Genomic DNA, 16313 nt, shown 5'->3' with positions numbered 1-16313 from the left:
TTAAGGTGCCGATACTGACAAATCGAAAAAGGGGAGCTGATGCTCCCCTTTGGGTTTCTACTGATAATGATTTATTTAGGTGATTTGAGCGCTCTAACTAACGGCTCTCACTCGGCCTTGTTTAAGGTCTGAAAGAACCTGTGCTTTTGGACCATCTGCAATGATGCAGCCTTTCTCCATTACGATCACTCGATCGACAATGTCCAACATCGACGTTTTGTGTGTAATCAGAATCAACGTCTCGCTTGGTAGCAATTGGTTAAGTTGGTGTTTGATGTGCATCTCTGAACGGTTATCCATAGCACTGGTCGGCTCATCCATCAACAACACTGGCGGACGGCCAAGGAAGGCTCTAGCAATGGCAATTGACTGACGTTGTCCACCAGACAGCAAGGCACCACCTTCACCCACTTGGCGTTCCAAACCTGCAGGATCTTGTTGAGTAAACGCGGTTACCCCCGCACGGTTTGCTGCATCCATCACGTCACGGTCATCCACCAAAGGACGACCTAAAGTAATGTTGTCTCTTACTGAACCGTAGAACAGGTTACTGTCTTGCGGAACACAACCTATATTGCGTCGTACGTCGACATGATGCAGTTGCTCCATATCCGTGTCATCAATACGTACATGGCCTTCTGTGGGCTTGTACAGGCCCATAATCAGACGTTCTAGTGTGGTTTTACCTGAACCAATACGACCAATGATTGCTACTTTCTCACCAGGACTAATATTGAGGGTTAAGTCTCTAATTGAAGCCACTGGTGAATCTGGGTAGTGGAACGTCACTTTATCTAGCGCGATATGGCCCTGAATAATCGGACGGTGAATGTAGCGTTTACCTTCTTCTTGTTCATCAGGCATCGACATCACTTGCTCAATCAGAGTCATTGATGACTTTGCTTGGTTGTAACGAGTCGAAAGCAAAGACAGTTGAACAAGCGGGCCAATCGCTCGGCCGCTCAACATGGTTGCAGCGATCAAGCCACCCATCGTAAGTTCACCTTCTGCAATTAGATACACGCCAAAGATGATCATACCAACGTTAGTACTTTGCTGAACAAAGCCGGCGGTGTTTTGGATGCTGTCAGTGATGCGTCGACTTTTGATATTCCAATTCGCCATGTGAGCAACGGCTTCTTCCCAACGGAATTGGAATTGGCTTTGCGCACTGAACAGCTTAACCGTCTCTAACCCTGCCAAACTCTCGATTAAGTTCGCGTACTTCTGCGAAGCAAGACGAGAGCCTTCCTCAATGGTACGGCGCAGTGGACCTTGGATTAGCAATGCATAGACGATCAAAATGACCACGCCAGCAACGGGAACAAACACAAGGTTTCCAGCCATTAACCAAATTAGCGCTAAGAACATCAGTGCGAAGGGGAGGTCGATTAACGAGCCAATGGTTGCTGAGGTAAAGAACTCACGGATTGATTCAAATTCTTGCAGGTTTTTCGCGAAAGCGCCAACAGAGGCAGGCTTTGCTTCCATGCGAATACCCAGAACTTTACTGAACAATTTAGAGGAAATTAGGATATCGGATTTTTTCCCCGCGACATCAATGAAGTAACTGCGCATTAACTTGAGAAGCAGATCGAAAAGGAACACGACAAAGATACCACTCGCTAGCACCCACAAAGTTTCAAAGGCGAGGTTGGGAACTACCTTGTCGTACACCAAGCGTGTAAACATCGGCGCGGCAATCGCGAAGATGTTGATAAGAATGGAGGCAATCAACACATCTCGGTAGATGTTTTTAGATTCCCAAATCGTGCTCCAAAACCAATGCCCTTTACGTGTTTTTAGAACTTCTGGTGAACGTTCATCATAACGGAACTGTTTCTTTACCAAGAAGTAGCGGCCGATGAATTGTTCTTTCAGCTCTTCGACAGGAATGATGATTGGCACCATTCCGCTTTCCGCAGTAATGATTTCCGCTTCTTGCTTCTCTAAATCGATACTGTTGAGAACGCACGCCTCACCTTGTTTAAGTAGTAAGACCGCAGGCAGTATCAGGTGAGGAATCTTTTCTAAGTCGGAACGGTTTTCTTTTGCCACTAATCCTGCTCGTTCAGCAGAGCGTGGGAATAGGAAAGGGGTTAGCTTTCCATCGGATAGTGGTAGCCCATTGATCAACGCTTCGGGCGAGTTAGCTAACCCGTAATACCGGCTAACGTAGATCAGTGAGTTCAATAGTGGATCTTGCATGTGATATAACCCTTACAACTATTTATCAACAATGAAGCCTTGGAACACTTCTACGTAGTTATCAGACAGAATATCTAGCTGAGTCTGAGTTTCTATTCGAGACGCGATGGTGGTGACGCCTAGGTTGTGAGCGGTTCTAGAGATCGACGTTAAGGTAAACTTCTGTTTTTCGTCATCAAGGTTATGTGTGAACAGGTAATCTAGCTTCACATAGCTTGGACGGTATTCGTTGATGTAATCCAGTGATTGGAAGTTACGTCCGTAGTTATCGACACCAAACACCGCTTCAGCGTTGCGAATGGTGTTACACAAAAGTGCCGTGTAGTGCGGAACGTTGATGAAGCAGTTTTCTGGAATCTCAAAGTGCAACAGGTGAGCGATTGAAGCATTCTGTTCAAGCGTCTTACCGATCCAACGGATGAAGCTTGGTTGAGATATACTGCTTGGCGAGAGATTAATAGCGACTGGGCTGGTTACTTCTTTTGCATTGAGCTTTTCAACCATCTTCTCAATAACGTATTGGTCGAGAATGTGGCTCATTTCAAGCTGTTCTAGCGCGTATAGATACTGGTTAGCACCGTAACGCACGCCATCTTTTTCAATCGCAGAGAACACCTCTTGGTGATACGTTTTACCAAAGGCATTGTTTGCAGCCTGCAGACGGAAGGTAATGAGGTCGTTGATGATCGCTTCTTCAACCAACATACGCCATTGTTGTTTGCCCATCACTGCGCCGTGATCGTCTGCGGTTACGTAGCCGTAAGCAAGTTCTCGATTCGCCTTGGCACTTGAGAGTGCGTTATCCACCAGCGACATGATTTCAGTACTGGTTTTACGCTTGTTGCTGTAGGTCACACCAAGAGCAATATGTGGATTCGCAGTGCCTGTTGGGTCTGAACCTAGGCTCTGGATACAGTTTACGATGCTGCTCGAGACAAGTTTCAGTTCGCTCTCATCAATGTTTGGCATGATGAAACCGAACTCGTCACTAGAAATACGAGCGATGGTGATATCTGGAGATGAAATTGAAGCTTGCAGCTGTTCAGCCAGTTGATGAACCAAGGCATCACCTTCTTGATAGCCCTTTTCATCGTACTCTTCACTGATAAACTCCGCTTTAAGTACCGCTAAACCACCTAAGCTCGACTCCTCTAACCATTGAGTTAACTGAGACATGTAGTAAGCACGGTTACCTAGCTGAGATACAGGGTCGATATATGCTCTTTCACGTAACTTCTGAGCTTCTTTCGCTTGGTTTTTAAATGCCAGTTCAACTTGAGTCGACATGTGGTTGATACCATCGACAACCAAGGTGAGATCTTTTGTCTTTGGACGAGCCAGAGGTTCGCCAAACTGATTCTTGGCGATCTGATCCATCTTGGTAATGATCAACGAGAGCGGGCGTAAAGCGCGCTTAAGGATCCAAGAGATAGACACCAAACCGAGCAAGAAGATCGTGCCAAATATGCTCAGTAAGCGGATGAATGCTTGCCAAAGTTGATCGTAGGCAGGGCCTGGGTGACTTACGATCTCGACCTCGGCCAATTGCATCCAGCCACTGGTGATCACGCGGCGGTCATGAACAGGCTCGAACAGGTTTAGGTTGGTAAACCACTCTGGTACGCCAGTTGGCTTTACAGGGTATGAGCGGAGAATGTCTTCACCGCTATCGAGAAAGATCAATCGAACGACTGAGTAAGAACTGCCATCAAACAGGGCGTTGATAACAGACTCCACTGCCACCTTGTCCTTTTCTTCTAGGTAAGGGGCGAGAGCCAGTCCAACAGTATTAATGGTATTACTTACCTCAGAGCGTTGCTGCTCCTCTAAGTATCCACGGGTGGTATTGAATTCGATCATAAAAACTGACGTCATCAGCAGTATGAACACTGCAACCATCCCGACCACAAGCTGTTTATATAAAGTCATTGTACCTACTCATCGTAATTGATAATGGGTTTGTTTAATTTTAGAGAGCGCTCACGTGAACGTAAGTCGTTCCATAAGCTCAATCTTGAAGATTTCCCTGCCAACTTGCCGCTGCCTGCTGCCGACTTGATCAACCAAAGGTTTTTACCGTTAAAACTGTAAATTGGTCTTAGATCTGGGCGTTTGGAACCGCGTTTAATTTCAGGGTTTAAGTTGTCCAAAATTAATGGCTCTGCACTCGGTGTTGAGTAGTAAGCTAACACCATGTGGAACTGGTTTAGTTCCAGTGCTTTTACGTACACTAATCGTAATTTCTTATCTGGGACGCCCAGTTCAAGCAAAGAGAAGTATTTTGCGATTGTGAAGTCTTCACAATCACCGGCGTTGCTGCCTAAAAATTCCAGTGGTGTTGCCCAGTAATCATTCTTTCCCCACAGTATGTTGTCATCGACAAAGTACATCTGGTTGAAGAACTGGTTCACCGACCTGAGCTTCTCTTTTTCACTTAATCCGTCGTATGACGTCATATTTGAGCGCCATGTTGCCACTCGCTTTCCGGCTCTATCGCCGTAGGTTTTGGTCACTGCATCTATCCACCGTTGGTCGCTCTTGTTGAGCGCCACAGAGGTGAAAGAGGTGAGGACCAGCAGCAATAGCGAAATCCGAGACTTCATAACCTCTGCTCTTGTCTATTTGCTGTGTATTGAAAGGCGTTATCAAACATCAAACGTCATTACTCTTTTAGTGCATTGTTTTGAGCGCTTAATAGTGGCTTCAACATGTACTCAAGCACGGTTCTTTTACCCGTGATGATATCGACAGAGGCGGTCATACCTGGAATGATTGGCAACTCTTCGTTCTGTCCAAAATTGTGTTTTTCGGTGCGCACGCGCACGATATAGAAGCTATTGCCTTCTTCATCTTGAGTGGTATCGGCACTGATGTGCTCTAACACGCCTTCTAGACCACCGTACTTAGTGAAGTCATAAGCACTGAATTTAACGATGGCAGTCAATTCTGGGCGTAGGAACGCGATATCTTGCGGGGCGATTTTCGCTTCAACCAATAGAGAGTCTTCTGTTGGTACAATCTCAACGATGTCCATACCCGGTTGGATAACCCCGCCGACAGTATTAATACCCAATGTTTTAACGGTGCCTGTTACAGGAGAAACCACCACGGTACGGTTTACTCTGTCTTCTAGGCCAACGGCAGATTCGGTCATTGCAGAGAGCTTGTCTTGGGCTTGATTGAGTTTTTCTTGTTGTTCGGAGCGGAAGTTCAGTGCGGCGTCAATACGGCTGAGCATGGATTCTTTGATTGCTGAGCGTAAAAGAGGAATTTTTAGCTCGCTCGAAGTCATTTCTCGGCGAGTGTCGTTCACTTGTCTTTGCAGTTTAAGTAATTCAATTCGTGGTACCACCCCTTCATCGGCGAGAGGTTTGGTGATATCCAGTTCTTGGCGAGCAAACTGGTAGCTCTGTTTTAGGTTTCGAACACGCGCTTTAATCTCAACTAGGTCTTGCTGTTTCTGTTCAACTTGTTGATCAAAAACGGAAAGCTGGTTTCTCAGATTATTGAGATCTTGACGGTATTCTGCTTTTTGACGATTAACCAGTTGAGGTTGAAGTTCATAGAATTTAGGTGGGAACGCAAGCTTGCCATAATCGAGAGTGACACTTTTCTTCCATTCTTTTTCAGAGAATTCTTCATTGATGACAACACTGGTCAGGGAAGCGGAAAGCATTAACACGTTGGCGGTCAAGTTCGCGACTTGTTGTTCACGTTCGCGGAAGTCAGAACGGAATCGTGTGTCATCGATTAACAGCAGTTGTTGACCTTTTTGAACGCGTTGGCCTTCTTTAACTAAGATTTCTTTAACCAAGCCACCTTCAAGGTTTTGTACCACTTGGATCTGAGAGGAGGGGATCACTTTGCCTTGGCCAACGGTAACTTTGTCGATCTCTGCCCATGCAGACCACCCAATAGCAGCAATAAAAAACAGAACGATCACCCACAACATAATTCGCGCACTGGTGGGCGTATTGAGGAGTAGTGCCGCTGTTTTATCATCGACATACTCAAGCTCGGTCTCGTTCAATTTGCTGAAATTTTTCTGACTCATAACAGTCCTTGTTCGCTAAATAAAAGTGCAAGCCTATTGAGTGTATTCTTACTTTTGATAAATGTTAAGATTTTGCTCATTTAAATCTTTGAATTTATATATTTTTTAAGACTTATCGGTTCTTGAAATCTGTTTTATCGAGTTGGTGCTTTCTTAGTTTGTCATACAGTGTTTTTCGCGACACCTGCAGCTCTTGTTGTACCTCTTTTAAACGACCTTGATGGCGATGTAGCGCCTCAATCAAGATAATTTGTTCAAAGCTATCGGTGCGTTGGTTCAACGACTGTTGTTGCTCTTCAATGCTCATATCGAGTTCATTTTGCTCATCAGTATCGCTGTCGAGCGACGGCTGCTTAATTTGAGTCAGCACTCTGAGTTCGGCATGTTGGCGAAGCTGACGAATGTTCTCCGTCCAATGCGTTGCAATGAGTCGCTGAATCTCTTTTTCTGTAATGACGGGGGGTGGCAGCTGATAGCGACTGGCCGCACCACGAGCAAAGTGTTTGAATAAAGAGCCAATATCTTCCGTTCTTTGCGCCAAGGGTAGTAAATTAAACCGGCGTAGTTCACCTGTAATTGTAGTAGGAACTACTGTAGTTGCGATAATGATACAAGTTGCATTGGTCTTGCATGAGTTTTCATGAAGTAGAGTGGGTTTTAGAGCGGCTAACCATAGCCATTGCTGCGAAGTTAACGCTTCTGTTTCATGGATATAGAGTGTTCCACCTTGATGCTTTAAGAACAGTTGCAAAACAAACTGATGGAATGTCGCTTCGTCACTGCGTGGCAAATTAAACGCCGCGACAGGGCAAAGCTCCGCGGTTTGATGACTGTGTAAATCATGGGTGTATTGTGCAGTGACCCTTTTCCCCGTCCCTAAATCACCAACAAACAATAGAAGTGGGTTAGTTTTGGTATCTAGGGTGATCAATTCTCGGCGCAATGCCTGCATTGATGGAGATTGACCAATCAGTTTTGGGCCAACCTGATTTTGCATTGCCAACTCTTTGCGCAATAGGTTGTTCTCTTCAACCAGTGCGAGTTTATCTGCGGCTTTTTTAACGGCAGTGAGTAGGGCATCGACCACAAATGGCTTTTCCAGAAAATCGTAAGCGCCGGCTTTCATTGCGGATACCGCGGTTTGCACGTCACCATGTCCGGTAAGTACGATGACCTGAAAATGAGGGTTTTGGCTCAGTAATTTTTGCGTTAATTGAATGCCATCCATCACTGGCATGTGAATATCGGTGATGACAATTCCGGCTTGCGTGGTATCTATTTTCTTTAATGCCTCAATAGCATTGGGAAAGCAGACGATATCGATGCCTTCAATGAGCATGGCTTGTTCTACGGAGTCTCGAATGGCGGGTTCATCGTCGACAAAATAGAGTTTAGGCATAGAGTGCAAAAGTCGAGTCCTTAGCAGTATGTGAGATTCGTTTTCTAATCAGCGATAACAACGGCGTGTTAGCCCTTATCGTTATATAACGGGATGCTTAGCGAGAATACCATGCCTGAAGGCTCTAATCGGTTCGCGCTGATCGTGCCGTGATACGCTTCAATAATCCGTTTCGATATTGAAAGCCCTAGCCCTAAGCCTTCCGGTTTGGTGGTAAAAAACGGGTCGAACAGCTGTTCTAGCTTATCGTTCGGCATGCCAATTCCGTTATCCCAAATGATCAGCTGACAAGCGTCATGATGCAGTTGCCATTCGATGCCTATCTGTGGGCTAGCCTGTTGGTCAACGCTTTCCAGGTTTTGTTGCTCCTGCAAGATTTTGTGTTCAAGAACTTGTTGTTGCAGCGCTTGAGTCGCGTTGTGAATCAGGTTCACTAGTACTTGCTCGAGTTCGGTTGGATGAATCGCAATATTGATGTCATCTGGCACCGTGCTTAGCCTTAGCGTAATGCCTTGCTTGATCATCAGCGCACTGAGAATGCTAGTGGCGTTATTGACCGCTTGATGCAGGTTCGCCACATGATGTTCTTGTTTGGTGACCTTGCGAGTAAAGACTTTGAGTCGCGCGATGATGTCGGTAATGGTGTTGTTGAGGCCAATCATTTTCTCAAGGTTGCTTTTCACTAAATCGGTTCGTTCCATTTCCAGTAGCTTTAAGCTGTTTTCACTGTAGGTTCGCAGTGCTGCAAGCGGTTGGTTGATTTCGTGGTTAATGCTGGCTGACAGCTCACCGAGTACCGCTAGTTTCGCGGTTTGTGTCAGCTCTTGTTCTGTCTGTTTCAACTTCGACTGCGACTCTTGGTATTGAAAAAGGGTTTGTTGCAGCTGCTGATTGGATTGCTTCAAGTAGTGAGTGCGTTTATCAACGGTTTGCTCTAGGTTTTGGTTGAGTCGGGTCAACGCCACTTTCGCGAGATAAGTCTGGCGCCACGACCAAGCGATGAGCATCACCAAGCTGTAAATCACCACGAAGATGACATCGATCTGAAAGATTTTAATAAGTTCAGCTCTGGTCTCTTTTAGTGCGACAACTTGGTACTGGTTGTTGCTGACCGTTGCAGGGTAAAGATTAAAAGCACCAAGCTTGAATAACTGGTTGGCGGTGAGCTCTTTTCGGATTTCATTGGATTGAAGGTTGCTAGATTGATTGGTATTGCTCGCTTCTGACTGAGAGCTTGAAGAACGAAAGGCTTCGATGATCGAAATTTCGCTTTGACCGTATTGGCGTTGAAGTGCGATATCCGTTTGTTGTTGCTGCGTTAATGGCAACAATGAATGGTAAAGCCACGGAGCTTGGCTTGATAGAAAGACCACTTGGTTAGAGTCGAGTACTACGATCTCAAAATCGTCGCTGGTCAGGATGTTTTCGAGATTTTCTAAGCTCACTTTTACCGTGATAACGCCAACAACTTCCTTGTCGATATACAGAGGTGAAGACAGAAAATAACCTCGTACGTTCGAGCGAGCGCCTAGCGCGACATATTGTGTGTTGTTACCTTGAATGGCAGAAGCAAAGTAGGGACGAAACGAGAAGTTCTCACCTACAAAGGTACGAGGCTTTTGGTAATTACTGGAAGCGACCACAGTACCGCTCGGGTCGTGAATATAGATGGTGTCGGCCTGGCTTTGATTCGACCATTCAAACAGCAATTGATTGAGCTGCGCAGCGGAAATCTTGTTTGCTCGTTGTGATGAGTCAAAATAAGAGAGCAAGCGCGGGTCATGACTGAGCAAATCCGGGATCTGTTTGAATTTATCCAGTTCAGAATCGATTTGTAGATTGGCTTTATTCGCCGCTTCATCGAGTTGCTGAGTGACGATTTTTTCTTGGAATTGTACTGCCATAAAGTGGGTTGCGGTCAGCCCTGCAGCTCCCAATAACAATGAGAATAAAACAAAGGGCGTCATTAGGTTAGGCAGTATTTTGGTCACTCGGATCTCAGCTTGTCATCGGTTTGTATAAAGATTATCAATATGATGGAGAGAGTACCGAGATCTTGTTAACACAGAGCACCTTCTGTGAGACAAAACCATGGCTTAGACTTGTGTTTCAAAGGATTACGGCGCAAAATCACAAAAAAATTAAAAGGAGCAACCAAATGGAACTGACAGATATTCGTCGCGAATACGCTAAGGGTGGATTGAGACGTAAAGACTTGGCCGCAGACCCGATTGAGCAATTCAACCTATGGCTAGAGCAAGCCATTGAAGCGAAGTTGACGGACCCTACTGCCATGACAGTTGCTACGGTTGATGAAAATGGTCAGCCATTCCAACGCATTGTTCTGCTGAAGAATGTTGATAAAGACGGGTTCGTTTTTTACACTAACCTAGGTAGCCGTAAAGCGCACCAGCTTGAGCACAACAGCAAAATCAGTTTGCACTTTCCTTGGCATCCACTTGAGCGACAAGTTCATATTACGGGCACGGCTGAAAAGCTAACGGCTATGGAAAATATGAAGTACTTCTCGTCACGTCCAAAAGAGAGCCAATTGGCCGCGATTGCAAGTAAGCAGAGTAGCCGCATCTCAGCGCGTGGGATTTTAGAAGGTAAGTATCTAGAGCTTAAACAGAAGTTTGCCAAAGGCGAGATTCCCGTGCCTTCTTTCTGGGGTGGTTTCCGTGTACGTGTAGATAGCATTGAGTTTTGGCAAGGTGGTGAACACCGCTTGCACGACCGTTTCTTGTTCTCTCGCCAAGACAACAGTTGGGATATTGATCGCCTAGCGCCTTAGGCTTTTTGATCGCTTAGCTGCTTAACAGATCTAAAAATGCCGTTGATTAGACTTATCAAATCAACGGCATTTTTTTGTCTGCATTTTCAGATGAACAGTCAATCAGTTACTGTGAAGAACAACAGAGATCTGTTTTTTGAGCAGAGTTTCTGGGATCACTGAGCCCAATCCTGAATCCAATGCATACTCAATCAATTGGCTTTTACTGCGTGCATCAAACTTCTGTTTCAATCTGGCGACATGACCTTCGACCGTTTTGATTGAAATGTTTAACGTCAACGCGATGTACTGTGGTTTCTTGCCGAAAAGCAGTAAGAACAGTACCTCTGATTCTCTCGAAGTCAGCCGCTTTTGCAGCTTAGACACGCGCGGCTCTGACCCCGCAAGCGATGCCTGATCGCCTTTTGTTCCTGTGGCCTGACAAACCCAATGACCAACCTCTAAGATCGCGGTATCGGTAAGCTCTTGGCCATAGAAGATGGTGCCTTGGACGTTGTCGTCATCATCAAGCCAAGGGGTTTTGGTAAAGATATGGGCGTGCCAGCGTCCGTCTGGATAGGGGTGAATATCGAGAATCTTAAGGGTACTGCGTGTATCCATTACATGTTTGTCTTGAGCCCTGAAATCTTGTGCGCACTCAGTGGTTTGACTGGGCATGTCGAAGTCGGTCAAGCCAGTACAAGTCTCATTGGGTTTTAAGCCAATCAATTGGTTGTAAGCAAGGTTGGCATACACGAAGACCGAGTCAGTATCTTTGCAGCCCCAGCAGCCTGGAAGTTGTTCGAATAAAGAACGATGTATGGAGTTGAGTGGATCTGGCAAGGTTTTATCTCGTAAGCTGAGGTATGGCAATGATATCAGTTTCTTATAGCGCTGCAATGGCAATTAGAGTACGAAAAATAAGGGGTGACTGACAGTTAAACGGACTGTTGATTAACTGTGTCAATCACGGAGAATCGATGGGCATAAAGGGTGATAATCAGGCAAAAAAAAGCCAGCCTGAAGAGGGGCTGGCTAAAGACAAGATATGCCTTGTCGACATGTAGAAGATTTTCAGTCTAATTTACGAGGGTCAGGTAAATTAAACTGAGGCATCAATTTGATACCCAGAGTGACTTACTACTCTATCGACGAATCTACTCCTAGGAGTGCTTATGCATAAGGGGGGAATTCCCCTATAAATGTTGCTCAATGTGATAATTGAGAACCTAGAGTAAATATTTGGGGTTCTGAGCCTATGACTGGGAGCCTACAGCTCTCGTACTACTCGGAATCCTAGATAGTTCGCTGCCGTTGAAGGCGGTACGTACAGTTCGTTAAACACTTTTGCTTCTTCAGGAGAGAAGCTCCACGCGCCACCTTTCGCTAGGCCTTTCTGAACGGTTGTCCATTCCCATACATTACCCACCATGTCGTAGAAGCCTGTTGGTGTTGGTTGGAATGACTTAACCGGAGATGTACTAACGTTTGACCATGGTGTACCCGCCCAGCCAGTGTTGGCTTTGCCTGAACGGAATTCATTGCCCCACCAGAAGTTGGTGTCTTGGCCAGCTCTTGCTGCAGCTTCCCACTCTTGTGGTGTTGGCAAGCGGTAAGTGAAGCCGGTGTTTTTAGATAACCAACGTGTATAAGCTTTGGCATCGTTTTGGCTAACACAAACTACCGGTGAGTTATTAGCTTGCTTAAAGCCTGGGTTCTGCCAGTCTTTATCTGAAACGGTTGTGATCTCTGCATTGACGAATGTATCGCAGGTGTTCATCAGCTCAGCGTCTGTCTGGTAGCCTGTGTTTTTTACGAATGCTTTGAAGTCTTGAACACGGGTTGGTGTTGCGGCTAATGCAAACGGCTGTTTGATCGTCACTTGTTGTGCGTTATTTTCACCCAGTAGGTAGCGACCCGAGCCGACAACAATCATTTCAGGGCTCTGAATGTCGTTACCCATCGGATCGGCAAACTTGGTGCCGACATTTAATGAATTCTGTTTCGCTTGCAATACGGCTCGTAGGTTGTGATCGCGGGCTATCTTCAGCTCTTGATGGAAAGAAAGGTAGCCTTCTTTTTCGATCGTGACCATGTGTTGGCCCGTCGGTAACATCACTTCAACCGGTGTACTGCCATAGTTCACGCCGTTGATAGAAACATTGTCGTTGTATTGATTTGAACGCACCGCCAAGTTAACCCAAGCAACTTCTTTTTGCTGCTCGTTGGCTTGTTGCTCGCTTTGTGTGAAACAGTTTGATGACTGAATACCAAGCAGGCGACAAGGTGTGTTCTTATCTGGACGAGTTTCTAGGTTCGCCGCAATCACCGCTCGGTAACGGTTATCTTCAGAGAAGCCAGAGGATTTCACTTTGTGTTGCAGAACGTGAATGTTCAGCGAAGCAGACGCAAGGTGCTCTTTCACTGTTTTCGATTCAGTCGCGTTATCGATTAGGCTGTGTTGGAATTGTTTTACCGCTTTTTGAAGTGCCAAAGTCACCGTTTGGTCTGAACACTGCGCCAGTGTCATATCGCTGCTGCAACGGTTGGTAAAGCTAACAGTTTGCTCTTCCGTCTGAGTGATCTCGTACCTTAGTCGCTCTGCTCTTGCTCTTAGCTTGTCTTGGTTTAGGTTTGCGATTGAAGCTTCTGCCGCGGCTTTCTCGGCTTGGATAGCCTCAAGCTCCATCACCAAGCCTTGCTGCTTTTGCTCTGAGTCTGAAATCGCAAGTTTGCCTTCTTTTACGGTTTTCCAAGCGTCTTGGAAGCGTTTTTGAGCAAGCGAGATATCGAAATCGGGATCATCAATCATGCGCGTGTAATCTTGCTCTAGGCTGGCTTTTGCCTTTGCGAGTGTTTGCTCTGCTTGAGCTGATAACTCAGCTAGACGTGCCGTTTGCTGCGCCTGATTGTCGACTTCGTTTTGTTTGTCGGCTAATTTCTTTTCGATAGCCGTTAACTCGGCGTGCTTTTCAAAAAGTGAGCTTTCAATGTCGGTGACAGATGACGCGATCGCTGGTGGTGTTGCCTCAGCAAAAACAGCTGGCGTCATTAAGCATGGAGCAAGTGCAAATAATAGAGTAGGAAGACCTTGGCGCATGATGGGCTACTTCAATCGTAATTTAGGTTAATCGAATATTCTAAACGAGAACGCCATTTCGTCTGCAGCTACTGTTTATAACGATAAAACAAGGTTATAACGACCATACAAATTTGTAACGATCATACAGTTTATAACTATCAACAAAATGGCGAGTGTTCATTCAGCTTTGTGAAATAGGCACGGCTATCTGATATCGAGCTAAGCGTTTTGAATTGGCTCAGGCTCTATATACAAAGGGTGTTTAGCTTTCTTTGCTAGGAAGAAGCTTAACCCAAATCGTGTCGCTGCCGTTGATGGTAACTGTGCGGTTGTAAGACTCGTAACCTTGTTTTGAAATGGTTACTTGGTGACGACCACTTGGTAGCGCAACCTCAAGAGGGGTGCTGCCATACTTAATGCCGTTGATGGTTACTGAGTCGTTGTACTGATCAGAACGTACCGTCACGTTAGCCCACTGTTTGTCACTCTTCTTAACGACTGCTGCGTCACTGCCTGTTAAACAGTAGCGAGTCGAAACATTCAATAGGTTACATGCTGCAACTGCTTCAGGTTTTGCTTGAAGTTGAGCTTGCATCTGCATGAAGTAAGAGTTGTTACCAGAGAAGCCGCTCTTGATCGCTTGGCTGTCTTGAACATGGATATTCAGCTGAACACCTTGTAAGTTTTGCTTCGCAAGTGTGCTTTCTGTGAGCTGCTCAAGTAATTGGCTCTTGAACGTTTGCACGGCTTTTTGATTGGTCAGGTGTTTACCCTGTGCAGTACACTCACCAAGTGTCATTGTTGATGAACATGTGGTGGTATAGCTGGTTTCAAGCACCGCACTTTCACGCAGTTCTGTTGCGATACGTTTTACGCGAGCTTCAACTTTTGACTCTCTCAAGTTTGCCAGCTCATTATTCAGGCGAGCTTGCTTTTGCTTGATTTGAGAAAGGTGAATTTCGCTCTCGTTGATCGCTTGTTCGTTATCTAGCTGAGACGATTGATTCTCTTTAACCGCAGCCCAAGCGTCTTGGTAACTTTTCTGGAAAGAGACTAAATCTGTTTCTGGATCTTCAAGCAAGCGACTGTACTGTTTGTCGAGTACAGACTTGGCTCTGTTACGTTTTGCCTTAAGTTCTTCACCTTCGCGCAACAACTTGCTGTTCTTGTTTTGAAGTTGTTTTAGGTTTTCAGTCGCCGATACTTTGGTTGCTGAAATACGCTCAATATCTGAGTTTTTCTCTGTTAGCTTTGCATCGATAGCTGAAACGGGATCGACTTGATTCAGTTCTTCAGCGGATACCGATGCAGATACCCAAAGTGGGGATAGCGCAAGTAAAAGCGCTGAAATTCGAAAGTTAGTCATAGGTCCCTGCAACTTGTAGATTGAAAATTGGCTCGTTAATAAAGTGTCTACTTCCTAGTTGTGAGTCACTAGTTATTAGCAATTAACACAGTACCCGTCTTTATACCGTTTTATTGCTATCCAATCTACTCAAAAGCCAAGTTTCGGTACTTCGGATACACTTTTTACAGGCTTATAGCCAATTATTTGAGCTATATAAGAAAATTTATTCATTATGTTGGCGTGAAAAAGCATTTATTGACCACATGGTTTTTCGTGCTTGTGTCATTGCTTGTGAAGCCCCTAAACTCGCCGGAACGATTGGTTTTACATAGCCCGTAGTTTGTACACTCTTGATCATCTTTCCGGAGGCATGATCATGATGATCGCGATAATGATCTTTTCGTTCACGCGAGCAAATAACTCTCAAGAACATTTACAAATTCATCTTATGCGCATTTAAGAGTATTATTCTTAGTATGTTGACCCGAGTATTTGTCTGTCATGTCTAAACCTTTACCCTTTCCTAACCTAGACCTTTCTCCGCTAGGCCTTACTGGCCCTAGACCTGCTGAGATCATCACTTTGCCATCGCATATGGATTGTCACGATCATAGTTATTCTCAGGTGGTGATTGGTTTAAAAGGTCAGGCTGAATTTGAAGTCAGCGGTAAGGGGAATCTTGTTGGCCCTGGACAAGGTTGTGTGGTGACGGCGAGCTCTGATCATGCTTTCGGTGGTGTGGTCGGTCAGTCCGATATTTTGGTGCTTAACATGCCCGTGCCTAGTGACGACGACCCGCTGATGCTAGAGAAGATTAACCAGCTTGAATCTTCGAACGTCTACTTTCAATTAGACGCGCAAATTCAAAAGCTTATCCATATGTTGGTGCAAGAAATGCAGGCGAGCCCGGATGATCTATTGTTAAGCCGTGCCTGCAATGACACGGTGATCGCTCTGATGCAAAGACACATCTCGGCATTTGAAACCTCAATTAAAGACTCGCGTTTTGATCTTGAAGCATTGGATCGCTATATCGAGCAACACCTCGCGAATAAGATCTCCGTCGCGCAGCTTGCAGGCAGCGTGTTTTTGGGCGAAAGCCAGTTCCACATGCTATTCAAAGAGCAAATGGGCATTACTCCTCACCAGTATGTATTAGGTAAGCGTATCGATCGTTCTCGCCGCTTAATTGAACAAGGTAATCTTAGCCTTGGCCAGGTCGCTGAGCTGGCGGGTTTCTCCGGTCAATCCTCTTTTACTCATACCTTTTCACGCCTTCAAGGCATGTCTCCATCCCAATACAAAAAGAAAATTTCTGTTAAATAGTGAAACAAAACGGCATATTATTTTAAAGTTTCATATGTGACGTTGTGTTTGTTTTGTTAATAAAGCGAGTTTTTAGCAAAAAACTCGGAGTTTTTGACAAGTAATCCTTATATACTCTAAATA

General features: G+C 45.4%; 11 protein-coding genes. 2 read left to right on the top strand and 9 right to left on the bottom strand.

Annotated elements, in window-relative coordinates; translation table 11 throughout:
- Positions 1–93 precede the first annotated feature (93 nt).
- The 6 genes from AB4307_RS01675 to AB4307_RS01650 form a co-directional block, all read right to left on the bottom strand.
- Positions 94–2208 (bottom strand): type I secretion system permease/ATPase, encoded by a 2115-nt coding sequence (locus AB4307_RS01675; RefSeq protein WP_017061209.1) that lies wholly within the window; start codon positions 2206–2208, stop codon positions 94–96.
- Between the two features lie 18 nt (positions 2209–2226).
- Positions 2227–4137, bottom strand: coding sequence for a bifunctional diguanylate cyclase/phosphodiesterase (locus AB4307_RS01670; RefSeq protein ID WP_372130918.1), 1911 nt, complete (start codon positions 4135–4137; stop codon positions 2227–2229).
- A gap of 5 nt (positions 4138–4142) precedes the next feature.
- Positions 4143–4811, bottom strand: coding sequence for a transglutaminase-like cysteine peptidase (locus AB4307_RS01665; RefSeq protein ID WP_019823329.1), 669 nt, complete (start codon positions 4809–4811; stop codon positions 4143–4145).
- 59 nt (positions 4812–4870) lie between these two features.
- Entirely contained in the window at positions 4871–6262 is a 1392-nt protein-coding gene (locus AB4307_RS01660; protein WP_017061206.1) for an HlyD family type I secretion periplasmic adaptor subunit, read from the bottom strand.
- Positions 6263–6374: 112 nt separating this feature from the next.
- On the bottom strand, positions 6375–7661 hold the full coding sequence (locus AB4307_RS01655; protein ID WP_017061205.1) for a sigma-54-dependent transcriptional regulator: 1287 nt from the start codon (positions 7659–7661) through the stop codon (positions 6375–6377).
- Between the two features lie 68 nt (positions 7662–7729).
- Complete coding sequence (locus AB4307_RS01650; RefSeq protein ID WP_372130916.1) at positions 7730–9652, bottom strand: sensor histidine kinase; 1923 nt, start codon at positions 9650–9652, stop codon at positions 7730–7732.
- Between the two features lie 167 nt (positions 9653–9819).
- Here AB4307_RS01650 and pdxH point away from each other — a divergent pair, with 167 nt between their 5' ends.
- Complete coding sequence (pdxH, locus tag AB4307_RS01645) at positions 9820–10455, top strand: pyridoxamine 5'-phosphate oxidase (protein ID WP_017061203.1); 636 nt, start codon at positions 9820–9822, stop codon at positions 10453–10455.
- Positions 10456–10557: 102 nt separating this feature from the next.
- Here the strand turns inward: pdxH and AB4307_RS01640 are convergent, their stop codons facing one another.
- From AB4307_RS01640 to AB4307_RS01630, 3 genes are all read right to left on the bottom strand, one after another.
- Positions 10558–11340 carry a helix-turn-helix transcriptional regulator gene (locus AB4307_RS01640; RefSeq protein ID WP_372130914.1) on the bottom strand — a complete coding sequence of 261 codons (783 nt, stop codon included), beginning with the start codon at positions 11338–11340 and terminating at the stop codon, positions 10558–10560.
- 364 nt (positions 11341–11704) lie between these two features.
- Positions 11705–13534: an SUMF1/EgtB/PvdO family nonheme iron enzyme gene (locus tag AB4307_RS01635; RefSeq protein WP_372130912.1), complete on the bottom strand. Its 1830-nt coding sequence runs from the start codon at positions 13532–13534 to the stop codon at positions 11705–11707.
- Positions 13535–13778: 244 nt separating this feature from the next.
- Positions 13779–14882, bottom strand: coding sequence for a PEGA domain-containing protein (locus AB4307_RS01630; RefSeq protein ID WP_017065149.1), 1104 nt, complete (start codon positions 14880–14882; stop codon positions 13779–13781).
- Between the two features lie 483 nt (positions 14883–15365).
- On the opposite strand from AB4307_RS01630, the gene AB4307_RS01625 reads away from it, so the two are divergent.
- Positions 15366–16190, top strand: a complete 825-nt coding sequence (locus tag AB4307_RS01625; protein WP_372130910.1) for an AraC family transcriptional regulator — start codon at positions 15366–15368, stop codon at positions 16188–16190.
- Positions 16191–16313 lie beyond the last annotated feature (123 nt).

The sequence above is a fragment of the Vibrio sp. 10N.261.52.C2 genome, assembly GCF_041471425.1.
GTDB lineage: Bacteria > Pseudomonadota > Gammaproteobacteria > Enterobacterales > Vibrionaceae > Vibrio > Vibrio crassostreae_C.
This window is presented reverse-complemented; position numbering and strand designations above follow the sequence as displayed.